This window comes from Streptomyces sp. CS113 (genome assembly GCF_002188365.1).
Classification (GTDB): domain Bacteria; phylum Actinomycetota; class Actinomycetes; order Streptomycetales; family Streptomycetaceae; genus Streptomyces; species Streptomyces tendae.
Map to the genome: position 1 here is coordinate 3600213 of NZ_KZ195574.1, position 20315 is coordinate 3620527.

At 68.6% G+C, this 20315-nt stretch carries 15 protein-coding genes and 1 tRNA gene; 3 read left to right on the forward strand and 13 right to left on the reverse strand.

Annotated features, from left to right (window positions below; all coding sequences use genetic code 11):
• Positions 1 to 244: 244 nt before the first annotated feature.
• Positions 245 to 1354 carry a glycosyltransferase family 2 protein gene (locus tag B9W62_RS15720; protein ID WP_087807754.1) on the reverse strand — a complete coding sequence of 370 codons (1110 nt, stop codon included), beginning with the start codon at positions 1352 to 1354 and terminating at the stop codon, positions 245 to 247.
• A 100-nt stretch (positions 1355 to 1454) separates the two neighbouring features.
• On the opposite strand from B9W62_RS15720, the gene B9W62_RS15725 reads away from it, so the two are divergent.
• Complete coding sequence (locus B9W62_RS15725; protein WP_179235508.1) at positions 1455 to 2750, forward strand: glycosyltransferase family protein; 1296 nt, start codon at positions 1455 to 1457, stop codon at positions 2748 to 2750.
• 24 nt (positions 2751 to 2774) lie between these two features.
• On the opposite strand, the gene B9W62_RS15730 is transcribed toward B9W62_RS15725, so the two are convergent.
• From B9W62_RS15730 to B9W62_RS15790, 12 genes are all read right to left on the reverse strand, one after another.
• Positions 2775 to 3176 carry a DUF3592 domain-containing protein gene (locus B9W62_RS15730; RefSeq protein ID WP_087807756.1) on the reverse strand — a complete coding sequence of 134 codons (402 nt, stop codon included), beginning with the start codon at positions 3174 to 3176 and terminating at the stop codon, positions 2775 to 2777.
• A gap of 132 nt (positions 3177 to 3308) precedes the next feature.
• Positions 3309 to 7208, reverse strand: coding sequence for a DNA-directed RNA polymerase subunit beta' (locus B9W62_RS15735; RefSeq protein WP_087807757.1), 3900 nt, complete (start codon positions 7206 to 7208; stop codon positions 3309 to 3311).
• 97 nt (positions 7209 to 7305) lie between these two features.
• A complete protein-coding gene (gene rpoB, locus B9W62_RS15740) occupies positions 7306 to 10791 on the reverse strand; it encodes a DNA-directed RNA polymerase subunit beta (RefSeq protein ID WP_087807758.1) in 3486 nt (1161 codons plus the stop codon).
• A gap of 589 nt (positions 10792 to 11380) precedes the next feature.
• Entirely contained in the window at positions 11381 to 11761 is a 381-nt protein-coding gene (rplL, locus tag B9W62_RS15750) for a 50S ribosomal protein L7/L12 (protein ID WP_087807759.1), read from the reverse strand.
• 117 nt (positions 11762 to 11878) lie between these two features.
• Positions 11879 to 12409 (reverse strand): 50S ribosomal protein L10, encoded by a 531-nt coding sequence (gene rplJ / locus B9W62_RS15755; RefSeq protein ID WP_003974311.1) that lies wholly within the window; start codon positions 12407 to 12409, stop codon positions 11879 to 11881.
• 318 nt (positions 12410 to 12727) lie between these two features.
• Positions 12728 to 13576 (reverse strand): SCO4651 family lipoprotein, encoded by an 849-nt coding sequence (locus tag B9W62_RS15760; protein ID WP_087807760.1) that lies wholly within the window; start codon positions 13574 to 13576, stop codon positions 12728 to 12730.
• 167 nt (positions 13577 to 13743) lie between these two features.
• On the reverse strand, positions 13744 to 14601 hold the full coding sequence (locus B9W62_RS15765; RefSeq protein WP_087807761.1) for an SCO4651 family lipoprotein: 858 nt from the start codon (positions 14599 to 14601) through the stop codon (positions 13744 to 13746).
• A 174-nt stretch (positions 14602 to 14775) separates the two neighbouring features.
• The gene (rplA, locus tag B9W62_RS15770) at positions 14776 to 15501 is read right to left on the reverse strand and encodes a 50S ribosomal protein L1 (protein WP_087807762.1); all 726 of its coding nucleotides are present in this window, start codon (positions 15499 to 15501) and stop codon (positions 14776 to 14778) included.
• Positions 15502 to 15581: 80 nt separating this feature from the next.
• Entirely contained in the window at positions 15582 to 16016 is a 435-nt protein-coding gene (gene rplK, locus B9W62_RS15775; RefSeq protein ID WP_073725164.1) for a 50S ribosomal protein L11, read from the reverse strand.
• A gap of 190 nt (positions 16017 to 16206) precedes the next feature.
• Positions 16207 to 17076 (reverse strand): transcription termination/antitermination protein NusG, encoded by an 870-nt coding sequence (gene nusG, locus B9W62_RS15780; RefSeq protein ID WP_087807763.1) that lies wholly within the window; start codon positions 17074 to 17076, stop codon positions 16207 to 16209.
• Positions 17077 to 17156: 80 nt separating this feature from the next.
• The gene (gene secE, locus B9W62_RS15785; protein ID WP_003974317.1) at positions 17157 to 17441 is read right to left on the reverse strand and encodes a preprotein translocase subunit SecE; all 285 of its coding nucleotides are present in this window, start codon (positions 17439 to 17441) and stop codon (positions 17157 to 17159) included.
• A 108-nt stretch (positions 17442 to 17549) separates the two neighbouring features.
• Positions 17550 to 17622, reverse strand: a tRNA-Trp gene (locus tag B9W62_RS15790).
• Between the two features lie 239 nt (positions 17623 to 17861).
• On the opposite strand from B9W62_RS15790, the gene B9W62_RS15795 reads away from it, so the two are divergent.
• Both B9W62_RS15795 and B9W62_RS15800 read left to right on the forward strand, forming a co-directional pair.
• Positions 17862 to 19088, forward strand: coding sequence for a pyridoxal phosphate-dependent aminotransferase (locus B9W62_RS15795; RefSeq protein ID WP_087807764.1), 1227 nt, complete (start codon positions 17862 to 17864; stop codon positions 19086 to 19088).
• A gap of 124 nt (positions 19089 to 19212) precedes the next feature.
• Complete coding sequence (locus tag B9W62_RS15800; protein WP_087807765.1) at positions 19213 to 20244, forward strand: adenosine deaminase; 1032 nt, start codon at positions 19213 to 19215, stop codon at positions 20242 to 20244.
• Positions 20245 to 20315: the final 71 nt, after the last annotated feature.

The following is a 20315-nucleotide window of genomic DNA, read 5'->3' on the forward strand; positions in this document are numbered from 1 at the left end:
GTTTCTGTGTGCCGAATGGTGAAGCTAACCTGGAACGTCGCCGACCCACGCGGTCGGGTGTGTCGAAGCCGCGAACTCCGGCCGCGAGGCGGAAGGAGACGCGAAATGCGGTGGCCACACACGGCCCCGGTGCGGCTGTAGACACGCACGAGGGCCAGGGCACACCCCAGGCACAAGGTATGAGCGTACCTAGCGCATTCGCTGCGGTCAAAACAAATGGGCGACACCGGCATCGCCGCCCGGCTCATCCCACTTTGTCCTGTTCGGCGAGCGAGTCGGCGGGGCTGGGCGGGGGGCCGGGTGCGGGGCCGGGTGCGGGGCTGGGCGGGGAGCCGGGCGCAGGTACGGGTCCGGGGCCGGACGCGGGGCCGGGTGGGGAGCCGGGCGCGGGTACGGCCGCCGCCGTGTCGTGGCGGACGAAATAGGTCGGCCGGTTCTGCACGGCCGTGTATATGCGCCCGACATACTCGCCGAGCAGGCCGACGCAGACCAGCTGCACGGCGCCGATGAAGACGATGCCGGTGAACAGCGAGGTCCAGCCGGGCACCGTGCGGCCCAGGGCGAACGCGGTCAGCGTGTAGACCAGCAGCCCCAGGCAGACCACGAAGGCGCCGGCGCCCAGCCAGGTGGCGATGCGCAGCGGGGCCGCGGAGAAGCCGGTGACGCTGTCCACCGCCAGGCGGATCATCCGTCCCAGCGGATACTTCGTGCGGCCCGCCGTACGCGGTGCGCGCTCGTACGTCACCTGCCCGCTCGGGAAGCCCAGCCAGGGCACCAGCAGGCGGTACACCCGCTGCTGGTCGGGCAGGGCCTTGAGGGCCTCCACGGCGGCCCGGCTGAGCAGCCGGAAGTCGCCCGCCTGGGCGGGGACCGACGGGCCCGCCAGACGCCGCATGAGCCGGTAGTAGACGCCCGCCGTCAGCCGCTTGAACCCGGAGTCGCTGCTGCGGTCCGCACGGACCCCGTACACGATGTCGAGGCCCTCCGCGCGGGCCAGCGCCAGCATGTCGGGGATCTTCTCCGGCGGGTCCTGGAGGTCGGCGTCCAGGCTGACCACGTAGGCGCCGCGGGCCCGGTCGAGTCCCGCCGTGAGGGCCGCCTGGTGGCCGGAGTTGCGCCGCAGGGCGACCACGCGCAGCTCCGGCCAGCCCAGCCGGAAGGCGTCGAGCAGCTCCGCCGTGCGGTCGCCGCTGCCGTCGTCGACGGCCACGACCTCGTGCGGGACGCCCAGCTCCGTGAGGACCGGACGGAGCCTGGTGACCAGCGCGGGCAGGACGTCTTCCTCGTTGAACATCGGAATGACGACCGACAGCACGACCGGTGCGTGCCGCTCCGCGTCCCGTCCCTCGGGCACCGCGCCTCCCTCCGCATGACCTTGAGTACAGATGTGCGACTCTTGTGCGATCTTATGGCAGCAATGGACGGTTGAGGGTGGCCCGAGGGGGATGACAGCCATGGACACGGCTGCCGACGACACGGTGACGGACGGGCCGGACGGCACCGGCGAACGGCCGGCCGAGGGCGAGGAGGCGGCACGCTCCTGGCGGAGCCGGCTCCCCGCCCTCCCGCCCGGCGCCCGCCCCTACCTCGCCCCGCTGGCGCTCTACGGCGTCACGAAACTCGTCGGCCTCGGGGTCTTCGCCACCCTCCTCACCCACGCCGGGGACTTCCGGGGCAAGAACCCCCGCTTCGGCGGCGGCGCCCACTGGTGGGACGTGCTGGCCACCTGGGACGGCTGGTGGTACCTCCAGGTCGCCGAGCACGGCTACAGCCCTTCCCTGGTCCGGCTCGGCGGCGACGGCCTGTTCACGGTCCAGCAGAACTCGGTCGCGTTCTTCCCGCTCTACCCGGCCCTCATCCGCATGGTCTCGGAGTCCACCGGCCTCGGCCTGTACGGCTCCGGCATCCTGGTCTCCGTCGTCACGTCGTTCATCGCCGCGGCCGGCATCTACGCCGTGATCTCGCTGCTCGCGGGAGCGCGGGCGGGCACCGTCGCGGCCGGGCTGTGGGCGGTGGCGCCGGGCGCGGGCGTCGAGTGGGCGGTGTACTCCGAGTCGCTGTTCGTCGCCATCGCCGCCTGGACCTGCTACGCCGTGATGAAGGGCCGCTGGGTGGCGGCGGGCCTGCTGGCCTTCACCGCCGGCCTGAACCGCCCCACGTCCGCCGTCCTCATAGGCGCGGTGGGTCTCGCCGCCCTGGTCACGCTGGCCCGCCCCGCGTCCCGACGCGAGCACGGCGTACGCGGCCCGGTGTACGCGATGCTCGTCGCGCCGCTCGGCCTGCTCTCCTACATCGCCTGGGTCGGGTACAGCACCGGCGAGGCCACGGCCTACTTCACCCTCCAGCGCGAGGGCTGGGCGCACTTCTTCGACTACGGCGCCTACACCTGGGACGTGCTGCGCAACCTCGCGGTGGGCCGGAGCGACTACCCCTTCGCCTTCTCCACCCCGGACCTGCTCTCCCTCCAGCTGGTCCTGGCGCTGCCCTTCCTCATCGCCCTGATGCTGCGCAAGAGGCCCCCGCTGGTCCTGGTCGCCTACACCCTGGCGACGATCGTCACGGTCCTGGGCACCCAGCAGATGTTCGGCAACACCATGCGCTACCTGCTCCCCGCCTTCCCCCTCCTCCTGGCCCCGGCCGCGGCCCTGAGCCGCCTGAAGCTGCCGAGCCTGGTCGTCTTCTTCACCACGGCATCGATCGCCTCCGGCTGGTACGCCCACTACGTCATCTTCGAACTGGGCGTGCCGTAGGCGCCGTGCGGCGCGGCGGCGCCGTCACAGCGTGAAGAACAGCCCCGTCACCGCCGCCGCCCACACCCCGCCCATGACGGCCGTCAGGGCCGTGTCGTATCCCACCCGCCGGGTCGCCTCGAACAGCAGCATCGCGCGCTCCGGCCGCCCCGGCTCGTGAACGACCTCCACCACGTCACCCACCTCCACCGGCGGGACGGAGTACCGCGACGAGCGGACCGTGAGCTCCTGCCCGGCTCCGGCGGAGTACGTGCAGACGGCGCCCACGTAGCCGCCGCTCGGCCAGTAGTGGCCGACGCATTCGCCCTCGACGCGGGTGCCCGCGGACTCCAGTCGCCTCGCCTTGCGCAGGGCGTACAGGTTGGTGCCCAGCACCAATGACGAGCCGCCCACCATGACGGCGAGGAAGATTCCTATCGCGAGCACGACAACTCCAGGGCCGGAAGGCGGATGGTGCGGAGATCGGACGACGCACGTGATTCTGCCCCACGCCCGCGCACGCCGAAGGGCGGCCACCCGCTCGGGGTGACCGCCCTTCGGTCGTATCAAGCTGCCCGCTTACTGGTTGTACGGACCGTAGTCGTAGTCCTCCAGCGGAACGGCCTGGCCGGAGCCCGTGCCGAACGGCGAGTAGTCGATGTCGTCGTAGCCGACGGCCGAGTACATCGCGGCCTTGGCCTCCTCGGTCGGCTCCACCCGGATGTTGCGGTAGCGGGACAGGCCCGTACCGGCCGGGATGAGCTTACCGATGATGACGTTCTCCTTGAGGCCGATGAGGCTGTCGGACTTGGCGTTGATCGCCGCGTCCGTCAGGACTCGGGTCGTCTCCTGGAAGGAGGCGGCCGACAGCCAGGATTCCGTCGCCAGCGAGGCCTTGGTGATACCCATCAGCTGCGGACGACCGGAGGCCGGGTGACCGCCCTCCTGGACCACACGACGGTTCTCGGTCTCGAACTTGGTCCGCTCGACCAGCTCGCCGGGCAGCAGCTCGGCGTCGCCGGACTCGATGATCGTCACGCGGCGCAGCATCTGCCGGATGATGATCTCGATGTGCTTGTCGTGGATCGACACGCCCTGCGAGTTGTAGACCTTCTGGACCTCGCCGACCAGGTGGACCTGGACGGCGCGCTGACCCAGGATGCGCAGCACGTCGTGCGGGTTGGTGGCACCCACGGTGAGCTTCTGGCCCACCTCGACGTGGTCGCCCTCGCCCACCAGCAGACGGGCACGCTTCGAGATCGGGAACGCCGTCTCGTCGCTGCCGTCGTCGGGGGTGACGACGATCTTCTTCGTCTTCTCGGTCTCCTCGATCCGCACGCGGCCGGAGGCCTCGGAGATCGGGGCGACACCCTTCGGGGTACGGGCCTCGAAGAGCTCGACGACACGCGGCAGACCCTGCGTGATGTCGTCACCGGCCACACCACCGGTGTGGAAGGTACGCATCGTCAGCTGAGTACCGGGCTCACCGATGGACTGGGCGGCGATGATGCCGACCGCCTCACCGATGTCGACCAGCTTGCCGGTGGCCAGCGAGCGGCCGTAGCACATGGCGCACGTGCCGACCTGCGACTCACAGGTCAGGATCGAGCGGGTCTTGACCTCCTCGACGCCGTGGGCGACCAGGGCGTCGATCAGGACGTCACCGAGGTCGACGTTGGCCGGCGCGATCACCTTGCCGTCGATGACGACGTCCTCGGCGAGCATGCGGGCGTACACGCTGGTCTCGACGTCCTCGGCCTTGCGCAGCGTGCCGTCCGCGTCGCGCGTGGCGATCGGCAGCTTGAGACCGCGCTCGGTGCCGCAGTCCTCCTCGCGAATGATGACGTCCTGGGAGACGTCGACCAGACGACGCGTGAGGTAACCCGAGTCGGCGGTCCGCAGCGCGGTGTCCGCCAGACCCTTACGGGCACCGTGCGTGGAGATGAAGTACTCCAGCACGGACAGGCCCTCACGGAAGGACGCCTTGATGGGACGCGGGATCGTCTCGTTCTTGGCGTTCGACACCAGACCGCGCATACCGGCGATCTGACGCATCTGCATCATGTTTCCGCGAGCACCCGAGTTCACCATCATCGAGACCGGGTTGGTCTTCGGGAAGTTGTCGTTCATCGCCTCGGCGACCTCGTTGGTCGCCTTGGTCCAGATCGCGATGAGCTCCTGCGTGCGCTCTTCCTTGGTGATCAGACCGCGCTCGTACTGCTTCTGAACCTTCTCGTCCTGCGCCTCGTAGCCCTTGACGATCTCCTTCTTCGCGTCGGGGACGACGATGTCGGAGATGGCGACGGTGACACCGGAACGGGTGGCCCAGAAGAAGCCGGCCGCCTTCAGGTTGTCGAGCGTCGCCGCCACGATGACCTTCGGGTAGCGCTCGGCGAGGTCGTTGACGATCTCGGAGAGCTGCTTCTTGCCGACCTCGTAGTCGACGAACGGGTAGTCCTCGGGCAGCAGCTCGTTGAAGAGCGCGCGGCCCAGCGTGGTCTTCAGGGTGAAGGTGTCACCCTGCTGCCACTCCGGCTCACCCTCCTCGCGGACCGGGGGTTCGAAACCGCGCGGCGGGATGGTGCCCACCGGGAAGCGGATGTCGATCTTCGCCTGAAGCGTCAGGTCTCCCGCGTCGAACGCCATGATCGCCTCGGCGGCGGACCCGAAGGCACGGCCCTCACCCTTGGGGCCACGCCCCTCGGAGTCGGTGGTGAGGAAGAACAGACCGAGGACCATGTCCTGGGTCGGCATCGTCACCGGACGGCCGTCGGCCGGCTTGAGGATGTTGTTCGAGGACAGCATCAGGATGCGGGCCTCGGCCTGCGCCTCCGCGGACAGCGGCAGGTGCACGGCCATCTGGTCACCGTCGAAGTCCGCGTTGAACGCGGTGCAGACGAGCGGGTGGATCTGGATGGCCTTGCCCTCGACCAGCTGCGGCTCGAAGGCCTGGATGCCGAGGCGGTGCAGGGTGGGCGCACGGTTCAGCAGAACCGGGTGCTCCGCGATGACCTCTTCGAGCACGTCGTACACGACCGTGCGGCCCCGCTCGACCATGCGCTTGGCGCTCTTGATGTTCTGCGCGTGGTTCAGGTCGACCAGGCGCTTCATCACGAACGGCTTGAAGAGCTCCAGCGCCATGGCCTTGGGCAGACCGCACTGGTGCAGCTTCAGCTGCGGGCCGACGACGATGACGGAACGCGCCGAGTAGTCGACTCGCTTGCCGAGCAGGTTCTGACGGAAGCGGCCCTGCTTGCCCTTGAGCATGTCGGACAGCGACTTCAGCGGACGGTTGCCGGGGCCCGTCACCGGGCGGCCGCGGCGGCCGTTGTCGAAGAGCGCGTCGACGGCCTCCTGGAGCATGCGCTTCTCGTTGTTCACGATGATCTCGGGCGCGCCGAGGTCGAGAAGCCGCTTCAGGCGGTTGTTGCGGTTGATGACACGGCGGTACAGGTCGTTCAGGTCGGAGGTCGCGAAGCGGCCACCGTCCAGCTGCACCATCGGACGCAGGTCCGGCGGGATGACCGGCACGCAGTCCAGCACCATGCCCTTGGGGCTGTTGCTGGTCTGGAGGAACGCCGAGACGACCTTGAGGCGCTTGAGCGCACGGGTCTTCTTCTGGCCCTTGCCGGTGCGGATGATCTCGCGGAGGCGCTCGGCCTCCTCGTCGAGGTCGAAGGACTCCAGGCGCTTCTGGAGCGCGGCGGCGCCCATCGAGCCGTCGAAGTAGGTGCCGAAGCGGTCGCGCAGCTCGCGGTAGAGCAGCTCGTCGCCCTCCAGGTCCTGGACCTTGAGGTTCTTGAACCGGTTCCACACCTCGTCGAGGCGGTCGATCTCGCGCTGCGCACGGTCGCGCAGCTGCTTCATCTCACGCTCGGCACCCTCGCGCACCTTGCGGCGCACGTCGGCCTTGGCGCCCTCGGCCTCCAGCTCGGCCAGGTCGGTCTCGAGCTTCTTGGCGCGGGCCTCCAGGTCGGAGTCGCGGCGCTGCTCGATCTGCTGGCGCTCGACGGAGACGTGGGCCTCCAGCGAGGGCAGGTCGCGCGTGCGGCGCTCCTCGTCCACGAAGGTGATCATGTACGCGGCGAAGTAGATGACCTTCTCGAGGTCCTTCGGCGCCAGGTCGAGCAGGTAGCCCAGGCGCGACGGGACGCCCTTGAAGTACCAGATGTGGGTGACGGGAGCGGCCAGCTCGATGTGGCCCATCCGCTCACGGCGCACCTTGGCGCGAGTGACCTCGACGCCGCAGCGCTCACAGATGATGCCCTTGAAGCGGACGCGCTTGTACTTGCCGCAGTAGCACTCCCAGTCCCGGGTCGGACCGAAGATCTTCTCGCAGAAGAGTCCGTCCTTCTCGGGCTTGAGGGTGCGGTAGTTGATGGTCTCGGGCTTCTTGACCTCGCCGTGGCTCCACTGACGGATGTCGTCAGCGGTGGCCAGACCGATCCGGAGCTCGTCGAAGAAGTTGACGTCGAGCACTATGCGTCAATCCCTCTCAGGGTTGTAAGTCTGTGGTCTGAAACGGGGGTCGCGGGATCGGCGGGGCCTGTGAGTGACAGGCCCCGCCTGACTCCCGTCAGACCTCTTCGACGCTGCTCGGCTCGCGCCGCGACAGGTCGATGCCGAGCTCCTCCGCTGCGCGGAAGACGTCCTCGTCGGTGTCACGCATCTCGATGGACATGCCGTCCGAGGACAGCACCTCCACGTTGAGGCACAGGGACTGCATCTCCTTGATGAGCACCTTGAAGGACTCGGGGATGCCGGGCTCAGGGATGTTCTCGCCCTTGACGATGGCCTCGTAGACCTTCACGCGGCCGGTCACGTCGTCGGACTTGATGGTCAACAGCTCCTGGAGGGCGTACGCGGCGCCGTAAGCCTCCAGCGCCCACACCTCCATCTCACCGAAGCGCTGGCCACCGAACTGGGCCTTACCACCCAGCGGCTGCTGGGTGATCATCGAGTACGGGCCGGTCGACCGGGCGTGCAGCTTGTCGTCGACCAGGTGGTGGAGCTTGAGGATGTACATGTACCCGACCGAGATCGGGTCCGGGAACGGCTCACCGCTGCGGCCGTCGAACAGCCGCGCCTTGCCGGTCGGGAGCACCATGCGCTCGCCGTCCCGGTTCGGGATGGTGTGCTGGAGCAGGCCGGCCAGCTCGTCCTCGCGCGCACCGTCGAAGACCGGGGTGGCGACGTTGGTGCCGGGCTCGACCTTGTCGGCGCCGATGGCCTGGAGCCGCTGCGCCCACTCCTCCGCGAGGCCGGAGACGTCCCAGCCGCGGCTGGCGAGCCAGCCGAGGTGGATCTCCAGGACCTGCCCCGGGTTCATTCGGGACGGGACACCCAGCGGGTTGAGGATGATGTCGACGGGCGTGCCGTCCTCCAGGAACGGCATGTCCTCGATCGGGTTGATCTTGGAGATGACGCCCTTGTTGCCGTGGCGGCCGGCCAGCTTGTCGCCGTCCGTGATCTTGCGCTTCTGCGCCACGTAGACACGAACCAGCTGGTTCACGCCCGGCGGCAGCTCGTCGCCCTCTTCACGGTCGAAGACGCGGACGCCGATGACCTTGCCGATCTCGCCGTGCGGCACCTTCAGGGAGGTGTCGCGCACCTCGCGCGCCTTCTCACCGAAGATCGCGCGGAGCAGGCGCTCCTCCGGGGTCAGCTCGGTCTCGCCCTTGGGCGTGACCTTGCCGACCAGGATGTCGCCGGCGACGACCTCGGCACCGATACGGATGATGCCGCGCTCGTCGAGGTCGGCGAGGACCTCCTCGGAGACGTTCGGGATGTCCCGGGTGATCTCCTCGGGGCCGAGCTTGGTGTCACGGGCGTCGACCTCGTGCTCCTCGATGTGGATCGAGGAGAGGACGTCGTCCTGCACGAGGCGCTGCGACAGGATGATCGCGTCCTCGTAGTTGTGACCCTCCCACGGCATGAACGCGACCAGCAGGTTCTTGCCGAGCGCCATCTCGCCGTTCTCGGTGGCCGGACCGTCGGCCAGGACCTGGCCCTCGATGACCCGGTCGCCCTCGGCGACGATGACCTTCTGGTTGACCGAGGTGCCCTGGTTGGACCGGGAGAACTTGGCCAGGCGGTACGTGATGTACGTGCCGTCGTCGTTGGTCGTGGTGATGTAGTCCGCGGAGACCTCCTGGACCACACCCGCCTTCTCGGCCTTGACCACGTCACCGGCGTCGGCGGCGGAGCGGTACTCCATGCCGGTGCCGACCAGCGGGGACTCGCTCTTGATGAGCGGCACCGCCTGACGCATCATGTTCGCGCCCATGAGGGCACGGTTGGCGTCGTCGTGCTCCAGGAACGGGATCATCGCGGTCGCGACCGACACCATCTGGCGCGGCGAGACGTCCATGTAGTCGACGTCGTCACCGGGGACGTAGTCGACCTCGCCGCCACGACGGCGGACCAGGACGCGGGCCTCGGCGAACCGCATGTCGTCGTTGAGCGTGGCGTTGGCCTGCGCGATGACGAAGCGGTCCTCCTCGTCGGCGGTCAGGTAGTCGACCTCGTCGGTGACCTGGCCCTCGACGACCTTGCGGTACGGCGTCTCGATGAAACCGAAGGGGTTGATGCGACCGTACGAGGCGAGCGAGCCGATCAGACCGATGTTCGGGCCTTCGGGCGTCTCGATCGGGCACATGCGGCCGTAGTGCGACGGGTGCACGTCGCGGACCTCGAAGCCGGCCCGCTCACGGGAGAGACCACCCGGGCCGAGGGCGTTCAGACGACGCTTGTGCGTCAGCCCCGACAGCGGGTTGTTCTGGTCCATGAACTGGGACAGCTGGCTGGTGCCGAAGAACTCCTTGATGGAGGCGACGACCGGCCGGATGTTGATCAGGGTCTGCGGCGTGATCGCCTCGACGTCCTGGGTGGTCATGCGCTCGCGCACGACGCGCTCCATACGGGCGAGACCCGTACGGACCTGGTTCTGGATCAGCTCGCCGACGTTGCGGATGCGGCGGTTGCCGAAGTGGTCGATGTCGTCGGTCTCGACGACGATCTCCCGGCCCGACTCGCCGACCGTCTCGGTCTCACCGGCGTGCAGCTTCACCAGGTACTTGATGGTGGCGATGATGTCGTCGGTGGTGAGCACGCCGGCGTCCAGCGGCTCGTCCGCGCCGAGCTTCTTGTTCACCTTGTAGCGGCCGACCTTGGCGAGGTCGTAGCGCTTCGGGTTGAAGTAGAGGTTCTCGAGCAGCGTCTGCGCGGCCTCACGCGTGGGCGGCTCGCCCGGACGCAGCTTGCGGTAAATGTCGAGCAGCGCGTCGTCCTGGCCCTGGGTGTGGTCCTTCTCCAGGGTGGCGCGCATGGACTCGTACTCGCCGAACTCCTCGAGGATCTGCTCGGTGGTCCAACCGAGGGCCTTGAGGAGGACGGTCACGGACTGCTTGCGCTTGCGGTCGATGCGCACACCGACCATGTCGCGCTTGTCGATCTCCATCTCCAGCCAGGCACCCCGGGACGGGATGATCTTGGCGGAGAAGATGTCCTTGTCGGACGTCTTGTCGATGGAGGAGTCGAAGTAGACACCCGGCGAACGGACCAGCTGCGACACGACGACACGCTCGGTGCCGTTGATGACGAAGGTGCCCTTGTTGGTCATGAGCGGGAAGTCGCCCATGAAGACCGTCTGGGACTTGATCTCGCCGGTCTCGTTGTTGGTGAACTCGGCGGTGACGAAGAGCGGGGCCGCGTACGTGAAGTCGCGGTCCTTGCACTCGTCGATGCTGTTCTTGGGGGGCTCGAAGCGGTGGTCGCGGAACGTCAGCGACATCGACCCGGAGAAGTCCTCGATCGGCGAGATCTCCTCGAAGATCTCTTCCAGACCGGACTTGGTGGGGACGTCCTGACCGGACTCCAGAGCCGACTCGACGCGAGCCTTCCAGGCGTCGTTGCCGAGGAGCCAGTCGAAGCTCTCGGTTTGCAGCGCCAGGAGGTTCGGAACCTCGAGGGGCTCCTTGATCTTTGCAAAGGAGATGCGCAGCGGGGCGGTGCTGGCAGCGTTGTTCGTATTCGCGGTCGAGGCATTGCGCGAGGCGGCCAAGAGGGGGTCCTTCCGAGGGCTCGGACTCACTACGCGCGTACCGGCCCCTCTTCCGTGCACGGAGACAGGGGGTGCCTGATGTGGCTAAAGAGCCAGGTCAGACATGCTCTGGTCGTCAGTGCTCGGGCGAGGGTAGACCCCTGGTGACGGGCAGGGGGCAGCTAACAGGCAGCGCAAAGGGTCAGTGTAGCCACTTGGCACACTGATGTCCAGTGCGGTTCTCGGGGACCGTGTTCGCTCCTCGTTGTTCTCACCACCTGTGCGGCAAGGCCTCGCCCTCAACGCACCCAGATACTGCCCTCTTCGCCGTCGATCCATGCCTCGGATTCGGATCCTTGTGACGACGCCCTGAGAATTGCGCGCCGCGTGCGGTTCGTCAAGGCCCCCCTTGCCCAAACCGGTTGCCGCCAGGGGGCTCTCAGGGCCCCGGCGACGGCACGACGAAGATCACCCTACTCTTCACCGTCACACGTGCAAGGCGACCGCCGCCGGACCCCGGATACGCCGAAGAGCGACCACCCGGATGGATGATCGCTCTTCGGTGCTACGGCGTTACAGACCCTGACGGATCCGTCGTGCCGGTGCGGTCTTACTTGACCTCGACGGAGGCGCCGGCGCCCTTGAGGGACTCGGCGGCCTTCTCGGCGGCGTCCTTGGCGACCTTCTCGAGGACGGGCTTCGGGGCGCCGTCCACGAGGTCCTTGGCCTCCTTCAGACCCAGGGAGGTCAGCTCGCGCACGACCTTGATGACCTGGATCTTCTTGTCGCCGGCACCCGTGAGGATGACGTCGAACTCGTCCTGCTCGGCAGCGGCCTCGGCCGGAGCGGCGGCGGCGGCCGGGGCGGCGGCGACCGCGGCGGCGGCGGTGACGTCGAACTTCTCCTCGAAGGCCTTCACGAACTCGGAGAGCTCGATGAGGGTCATCTCCTCGAACTGGGCGAGCAGGTCGTCCTGGCTGAGCTTCGCCATGATGGCGGTCCTTCCACTAATTCGGCAGGTGCCGGATGTACGGGGTGTGGCGGGCGTACGTCGGCCCGCTGCGATCCGCGCCGCGCTCAGGCGGCCCGGACCAGAAAGCGAGCCGAGTTACTCGGCACCGCCCTGCTCGTCCTGCTTGGCACGGAGCGCGTCCACGGTGCGGACGAGCTTCGAGGGAAGCGCCTGGAAGAGCTGAGCAGTCTGGGACTGCTTGCCCTTGAAGGCACCCGCCAGCTTGGAGAGCAGAACCTCGCGGGACTCGAGGTCCGCAAGCTTCTTGATCTCGTCGGCGGACATCGCCTTGCCGTCAAGGACACCGCCCTTGATGACGAGATTCGGGTTGTCCTTGGCGAAGTCGCGCAGACCCTTCGCCGACTCCACCGGGTCACCGGTGACGAAGGCGACGGCCGTCGGACCAGCGAAGAGCTGGTCGTCGAGCGTGATCCCGGCCTCGTTGGCCGCAATCTTGGTCAGCGTGTTCTTCACCACGGCGTACTGGGCGTTCTCACCGAGCGACCGGCGCAGCGTCTTGAGCTGCGCCACGGTGAGACCGCGGTACTCGGTCAGCACGGCGGCGTTGGAGCTGCGGAACTTGTCCGTCAGCTCGGCAACCGCGGCAGCCTTTTCGGGCGTCGCCATAGAGCCTCGGCCTCCTTCCGGGTGATTCGGACCGCGCGGACCCGAAGGAGGACTGGGGAAAACGAAACGCCCCGGCGCAGGCGCACGGGGCGTGGCTCGACCGATCGTCATCCGCACGGGGCGGGGACTTCCGGGAGCTCATCCACAGTCACCTGCGCGGGTCGTCCGCAGTTCAGCGGATCCTTCGGCCACCGTGTCCTCTTTCGAACACACGGCAACGACCAGCGGTCTTTGGCTTCTGTGGAAGCGTACGTGAACGGGGCAGTGTCAAGCAAATCCGCCCCCGCGGCGACCCGGGCGGTCCGGGCGCGCTGCGTCTCAGCCCTGCTGGGCCTCCTTCATCATCTCGGCCAGGTCGGCGACCTCCGCGGCCGGCGGCGCGGTGACCTTCACGGGTTCGTTGACGCCGAGGAAGGTGAAGGTGAGGTCCATCGGGCCCTTGTCCGCGTCGGCCCGCATCCGGAACTGCTTGGTCTGGTCGTCGCCGTCGACCCACATGTCCATCGTGAGCTTGTCGACGCCCATCTTCTCGTACTGCTCGAGGCTCTTCTTGCGCTTCTCCCGGGTGGCCTCGTCCTCGTCCCCGAGGGACTTCTCCAGCTCGGCGAGGGAGACCGTGCCCTTGTAGTGGGTGGTCTTCACGCCCTCGACGGTCTCCGTGCCGACCTTCTCGACGTCCTTGGCCCCGGTGAGGAAGGTGGACTCGGCCGCCGGGTTCTTGTCGGCCTGGGAGGCGCCGCCCAGCTGGTTCAGCTCGTCGTCGGCGCCGAGCGCGGCCAGGTCGAACTTCATCCAGCGCTTGCCGTCCATCTCCTTGGCCGCCTCGGGGGTGCCGCCGATGTACATGGCCTTGTCGACGAGCCGGATCTCCGCGGTCCCCTCGGGGCCCTGGTCGAGGGCCGTCATCTTCATGCTCATCGCGAGCGTCGGCTTGATCTGCATCTGGGCCTCGGCCTCGACCCGGCCGTCCTCGGGGACCTTGCCCTTCAGGCGGTAGTGGAGGGAGTCGATCTCCTCCGTGTTCTTCGCCGCCTTGGCGACGGCGACCGCGGGCGTCATCTTCGGGGACTCGGAGGCGTTGTCCTCCTTGGAGCAGCCGACCGCCCCGGCGGCGAGCAGCAGTGCGGCCAGTCCGGCGCCGACGGGCACACGTACGGACGTCTTCATCGGTATCCCCCCACGGGATTCAAGGAGCGCTGGAGCGTGAAGGGGCACAGGAGACGCACCGCCGCTCCACAGCAGTTCTTTACGGTTCTTTGAGACAAGGACGCGAGCTTAACCGAAACGGTTCGTACGATCTTGTGATTTCTCCGCCGCTCCGGCCCTGACCGGCCCTAGTTCGCCTGGGACGCCAGCAGTTCCTTGAAGTCCGCCGTGTCCGCGGCCGGCGGGCGTTCGGCGGAGACCTGGACGCCGTAGTCGCTGTAGTACGCGGTCTGGGTCAGCTCCCCGGTCTTGGTGCGTCCCCGCTCGACCTTCTTGACCAGCAGGTTCCGGTCGTCGACCCAGATGTCGACGGTCTGCTCGGTGGCCCCGCCCACCGTGCCGGTCCAGTGCGTGGTGCGCCGGCCGCGCGTCGTCTCCGCGCCCACCCTGCGCACGTCCCCGGCCGACAGCAGCAGCTTCACGGCCTGGTTGGGGGTGGTGTTGCGCATCTGGTCGGCGAATCCGGCGCCCGCGCCGCCGCCGAGGTCCTCCAGGTCCTCGTACACGTACTTGATCCAGTGCCGGCCGTCGAGCCGCTCGGCGAACTCGTCGCCCATCCTGGCGTAGTAGGCGTCGGGCAGGTACCGGGCCTCCATCGCGGTGGTGCCGAGGCGGCGCATGGTCTCGGCGGTCGTACCGCCCGTGTAGGTGATCGTCAGGGTGCCGGTGAGGCCGTCGTCCCAGCCGAGGGCGCCCGCGGCCTCCAGGGACAGCTCGCGGCCCATCACGGTCGTGGACTCCACCCGCGCCGAGCCCGCCCGTCCGGTGGCCCGCTCGACGGCCCGCAGGGCGTCCGCCGCAGGTCCGGTCAGAGCCGGAGGACGGGAGGACGGCGCGGCGGAGGCGGAGGGCGCGGTCGAGCCGGTGGGACCGGTGGTGCCGCCGGAGTCGTCGGATCCCCCGGGGCCGCTGCACGCGGCGGAGCACGCCAGCGCGGCCGACACCGCGATCGAGACGACCGTACGGTGTGCCGTCGTGCCCGTCATCCGCCCACCCCTTGCGCCCCGTACGGCTCCCGCGCCCCATGCGTGGGTCCGCTGTCCGCACGCTAGCCCAGGGCGTGGGAAAAGGGGACGGGCCAAAAGGGACGGGCCAAAAGGGGACGGGCCCCGCACCTCGGAAGGTGCGGGGCCCGTGAACCGGTGGGGCGAGCTGCTCGCTCAGACCGCGGCCGGGTCCTCCTCGACGAGGAGGTTGCGGGTGCGGTTGGAGTCGAGCGGAATGCCGGGGCCCATCGTGGTGCTGATGGCGGCCTTCTTGATGTAGCGGCCCTTGGCGGCGGACGGCTTCAGACGGAGGATCTCCTCCAGCGCCGCGCCGTAGTTCTCCACCAGCTTGGTGTCGTCGAACGACGTCTTGCCGATGATGAAGTGCAGGTTCGAGTGCTTGTCGACGCGGAACTCGATCTTGCCACCCTTGATGTCGTTGACAGCCTTGGTGACGTCCGGGGTCACGGTGCCGGTCTTGGGGTTCGGCATGAGACCACGGGGACCGAGCACGCGGCCGAGGCGGCCGACCTTGCCCATGAGGTCCGGGGTGGCGACGACGGCGTCGAAGTCCAGACGCCCCTTCGACACCTCGTCGATCAGTTCGTCGGCGCCGACGATGTCGGCGCCCGCGGCACGCGCGGCCTCGGCACGGTCACCGGTCGCGAAGACCAGGACCCGGGCGGTCTTGCCGGTGCCGTGCGGGAGGTTCACGGTGCCACGGACCATCTGGTCGGCCTTGCGCGGGTCGACACCCAGGCGGAAGGCGACCTCGACGGTGCCGTCGAACTTGCTCGTGGAGGTCTCCTTGGCGAGACGGACGGCCTCGAGCGGGGCGTAGAGCTTGTCCCGGTCGATCTTGGCGTCCGCAGCGCGGAGAGACTTGCTGCGCTTGCTCACTACTGCTCCTGTGGCTTCTTAGGAGTCGTGGTCCGGGCCGAGCAGGCCCCGCCACTTCTGCTGGTTTACGGGGGTGGAGGTCAGCCCTCGACCGTGACGCCCATGGAACGCGCGGTACCGGCGATGATCTTCTCCGCCTGGTCCAGGTCGTTGGCGTTGAGGTCGGGCATCTTGGTGGTGGCGATCTCACGGACCTGCTCGCGCGTGATCTTCGCGACCTTGGTCTTGTGCGGCTCGCCGGAGCCCTTCTCCACGCCCGCGGCCTTGAGGATCATCTTGGCGGCCGGCGGCGTCTTGGTGATGAAGGTGAAGGAGCGGTCCTCGTAGACCGTGATCTCCACCGGGATGACCCAGCCACGCTGCGACTCGGTCGCGGCGTTGTAGGCCTTGCAGAACTCCATGATGTTGACGCCGTGCTGACCCAGCGCGGGGCCGACCGGCGGAGCCGGGTTCGCGGCACCGGCCTGGATCTGGAGCTTGATGAGCCCCGTGACCTTCTTCTTCTTGGGAGGCATAGCTCTCCGGGTCCTTTCGATTCGGGTCCTGCCCACGTCCGGGAGCTACCCGGACACAGGCATACCGCACAACGATAACGGGTATAGATGCGCGGCCAAAAACCGAGCAGGTCAGACGACGCGTGAGCAGTCGCCTGACCTGGTCGGAAGCAGTACGTCCAGAGGAGTACCGGCAGAGCCGGTGGGGGTGCTAGTTCTTCTGGATCTGGTCGAAGCTCAGCTCGACCGGGGTCTCGCGGCCGAAGATCTCGACGAGGCCCTTGACCTTCTTCGAGTCGGCGTTGATCTCGTTGATGGTGGCCTGGAGGGTGGCGAAGGGGCCGTCGGTGACGGTGACCGAGTCGCCGACCTCGAAGTCCAGGACCTGGACCTCGACCTTGCGCTGCGGAGCCGGCTTGCCCTCGGCCTCGGCGGCCTCGCGGGCGGCCTTCTCCTCGGCCTCCGGGGCGAGCATCTTGACGATCTCGTCCAGGGTCAGCGGGTACGGGTCGTAGGCGTTGCCGACGAATCCGGTGACGCCGGGGGTGTTGCGGACGACGCCCCAGGACTCGTTGGTGAGGTCCATGCGGACCAGCACGTAGCCGGGGAGCTTGTTCTGGCGGATCGTCTTGCGGTCGCCGTTCTTGATCTGGACGACCTCTTCCTGCGGCACCTCGGCCTGGAAGATGTAGTCCTCGACGTTGAGCGAGACGGCGCGCTGCTCGAGGTTGGTCTTCACGCGGTTCTCGTAACCGGCGTAGGTGTGGATGACGTACCACTCGCCGGGCAGGACGCGCAGCTCCTGGCGGAGCTTCTCGATCGGGTCGAGGTCGGGCTCCTCGGCCTCGGGCTCCTCGGCGTCGGCTTCGGCCTCGGTGGCCTCCGCGTCGGTCGCCTCGGCGTCCTCGTCCGTCTCCGCGTCCGCCGCGTCCTCGTCCGTCTCCGCGACGACCGCGTCGTCGGCAGCCTCGGCCTCGGCGGAGGCCTCGGTGTCCTCGTTGTCGGCGCCCTCGACGGTGCCGAGCTCGTCCTCGACGGACTCGACCGGCTCGATGGCGTCGTTCACGTTCGGGTCAGACACTGTGGCTGCTTCTTCCTGGATACATAGGGGTGGAACACGCGAAAGGGGCGCCGGGTACCTCGGCGCCCTTCGCTCTCGACTCAGCCGAAGACGTACTTGGCGGCGTGAGAGAAGCCATAGTCAATCAGAGTCACCAGGCCGATCATGATGACCACGAAGATGATCACCACGGTGGTGTACGTCGTCAGCTGGTTGCGACTGGGCCAGACGACCTTGCGCAGTTCCGCGACGATCTGGCGGTAGAAGAGCGCGAGCCGCTTCAGCGGGCCCTTCTTGCCTCGCTTGCCGCCCTTGCGGGACTTCTTGGAGTCCGGCGCCTCGTCCTGGGCATCAGGCATGTCGATGGAGCCCACGGCGTCCGTCACTCGTCCTCACCTGATTCCGGGTCGTGGCCGTGCCGCGCCCGGTTGGAGCCGCACGGCGGTGCATTGCTGTACGTACCTGCGCACACATCCTGGCGATGGTGTGTGTAGCAGGGCCGGAGGGACTTGAACCCCCAACCGCTGGTTTTGGAGACCAGTGCTCTACCAATTGAGCTACGACCCTTTGTTCGTCCCCCAACGTACCGCATCCGCCCGGATGCTCGGTGTGCACCGGGTGATCGCGGACCGCTGAAGGCCAACGAGGTGAGAGTGTACGTGCTCACGGGCCGGGCGTCGAACAGAAAGCACGTCCGGACTGTTGTTCAGGCCGTGGCCCGGACTGGCGTTCAGGGCGTGGACCCGTCCGGTTCAGTCCGTGAAACCCCTGTGCCCGGGAGGTTTCCGGTCTGGAACGATGGGGTCATGAGCGCTGCAACCCCTCCCACCGAGCGCCGGGTCTCCGCCCGAGTCGGCGCGATCTCCGAGTCCGCGACCCTCGCCGTGGACGCCAAGGCCAAGGCCCTCAAGGCCGCTGGACGTCCCGTGATCGGCTTCGGCGCGGGTGAGCCCGACTTCCCGACGCCGGACTACATCGTCGAGGCCGCCGTCGAGGCGTGCAAGAACCCGAAGTTCCACCGCTACACGCCGGCCGGCGGGCTGCCCGAGCTGAAGGCCGCCATCGCCGCGAAGACGCTGCGCGACTCCGGCTACGAGGTCGACCCGTCGCAGATCCTGGTCACCAACGGCGGCAAGCAGGCCATCTACGAGGCGTTCGCCGCGATCCTCGACCCGGGCGACGAGGTCATCGTCCCGGCGCCGTACTGGACGACGTACCCCGAGTCGATCCGGCTGGCCGGCGGTGTGCCCGTCGACGTCGTCGCCGACGAGACGACCGGCTACCGGGTGACGGTGGAGCAGCTGGAGGCGGCGCGCACCGAGAAGACCAAGGTCGTCCTCTTCGTGTCGCCGTCGAACCCGACGGGCGCGGTGTACAGCGAGGCCGAGACCGAGGCGATCGGCAAGTGGGCCGTGGAACACGGTCTGTGGGTGCTGACCGACGAGATCTACGAGCACCTCGTCTACGGCGACGCCGTCTCCGTGTCCCTGCCGGCCGTGCTGCCCGAGCTGCGCGACAAGTGCATCGTGGTCAACGGCGTGGCGAAGACGTACGCGATGACCGGCTGGCGGGTCGGCTGGGTCATCGGCCCGAAGGACGTCGTCAAGGCCGCGACCAACCTCCAGTCGCACGCCACGTCCAACGTGTCCAACGTGTCCCAGGCGGCGGCGCTGGCCGCGGTCTCCGGCGACCTGGACGCCGTGGCGAAGATGCGGGAGGCCTTCGACCGGCGCCGCCAGACCATCGTGCGGATGCTCAACGAGATCGACGGCGTGCTGTGCCCGGAGCCCGAGGGCGCGTTCTACGCCTACCCGTCGGTGAAGGCGCTGCTCGGCAAGGAGATCCGCGGCAAGCGTCCGCAGGACTCGGTCGAGCTGGCCGCGCTGATCCTGGAGGAGGCCGAGGTCGCGGTGGTGCCGGGTGAGGCGTTCGGCACACCGGGCTACCTGCGGCTGTCGTACGCGCTCGGGGACGAGGACCTCGTCGAGGGCGTGAGCCGGATCCAGAAGCTGCTGGCGGAGGCGCGGGACTGACTCCCTCGTCAGGGGCCCCGACCCGGGAACGTTCCCGGGTCGGGGCCCCTGACGTTTGTGCGAGCAAGACCACGTACGGGGAAAGTGCTGTCGGGCCGGGCGTGTCGTACGGCAGGATCACGGAATGGAGCGTGTACGTGATGTCTCTGAACTGCCCAAGGCCCATCTCCACCTGCACTTCACCGGGTCGATGCGGCCCACCACCCTGCTGGAACTGGCCGACAAGCACGGCGTGCGGCTGCCCGAGACGCTGACCGAGGCGCTGGGCCGCGGGGAGTCGCCGAAGCTGCGGGCGACGGACGAGCGGGGCTGGTTCCGCTTCCAGCGGCTGTACGACGCGGCGCGGTCGTGCCTCCAGACGCCCGAGGACATCCAGCGGCTGGTCCGCGAGGCCGCGGAGGAGGACCTGCGGGACGGGTCGGGGTGGCTGGAGATCCAGGTCGATCCGACCTCGTACGCGCCGCGGCTGGGCGGGCTGATCCCGGCGTTGGAGATCATCCTGGACGCGGTGGAGACGACCGTGCGGGACACCGGGATCGGGATGCGGGTGCTGGTCGCCGCGAACCGGATGAAGCACCCGCTGGACGCGCGGACGCTGGCACGGCTGGCGGTGCGGTACGCGGAGCGGGGCGTGGTCGGCTTCGGCCTGTCGAACGACGAACGGCGCGGGATGGCCCGGGACTTCGACCGGGCGTTCGCCATCGCTCGGGACGGGGGGCTGCTGAGCGCGCCGCACGGGGGTGAGCTGACCGGCCCCGCGTCGGTCCGGGACTGCCTGGACGACCTGGAGGCGGACCGGATCGGGCACGGCGTGCGGGCGGCGGAGGACCCCCGGCTGCTGAAGCGGCTGGCGGACCGGCAGGTGACGTGCGAGGTGTGCCCGGCGTCGAACGTCGCCCTGGGCGTGTACGAGAAGCCCGAGGACGTGCCGCTGCGGAGGCTGTTCGAGGCGGGGGTGCCGATGGCGCTGGGCGCGGACGACCCGCTGCTGTTCGGGGCGCGGCTGGCCGCCCAGTACGAGATCGCGCGCGAGCACCACGGGTTCACGGACGCGGAGCTGGCGGAACTGGCGCGGCAGTCGGTGCGGGGTTCGGCGGCGCCGGAGGAGGTAAAGGGGAAGCTGCTGGCGGGGGTGGACGACTGGCTTGCGGCGTAGGTGGTGGGCTGCCTGTCCTGCGGGCCCCCAACTGCGGGCAGTCGTGCCGCTGGGGCGGCACGGGTGGGCGC

What these genes read in the sequence shown, in the direction of transcription:
- B9W62_RS15795 (WP_087807764.1), top strand. Translation starts at nt 17,862, where the DNA reads ATGAGCGCTGCAACCCCTCCCACCGAGCGCCGGGTCTCCGCCCGAGTC.
- rplK (WP_073725164.1), bottom strand. Translation starts at nt 16,016, where the DNA reads ATGCCTCCCAAGAAGAAGAAGGTCACGGGGCTCATCAAGCTCCAGATC.
- B9W62_RS15765 (WP_087807761.1), bottom strand. Translation starts at nt 14,601, where the DNA reads ATGACGGGCACGACGGCACACCGTACGGTCGTCTCGATCGCGGTGTCG.
- B9W62_RS15725 (WP_179235508.1), top strand. Translation starts at nt 1,455, where the DNA reads ATGGACACGGCTGCCGACGACACGGTGACGGACGGGCCGGACGGCACC.
- B9W62_RS15760 (WP_087807760.1), bottom strand. Translation starts at nt 13,576, where the DNA reads ATGAAGACGTCCGTACGTGTGCCCGTCGGCGCCGGACTGGCCGCACTG.
- B9W62_RS15800 (WP_087807765.1), top strand. Translation starts at nt 19,213, where the DNA reads ATGGAGCGTGTACGTGATGTCTCTGAACTGCCCAAGGCCCATCTCCAC.
- rplL (WP_087807759.1), bottom strand. Translation starts at nt 11,761, where the DNA reads ATGGCGAAGCTCAGCCAGGACGACCTGCTCGCCCAGTTCGAGGAGATG.
- rplJ (WP_003974311.1), bottom strand. Translation starts at nt 12,409, where the DNA reads ATGGCGACGCCCGAAAAGGCTGCCGCGGTTGCCGAGCTGACGGACAAG.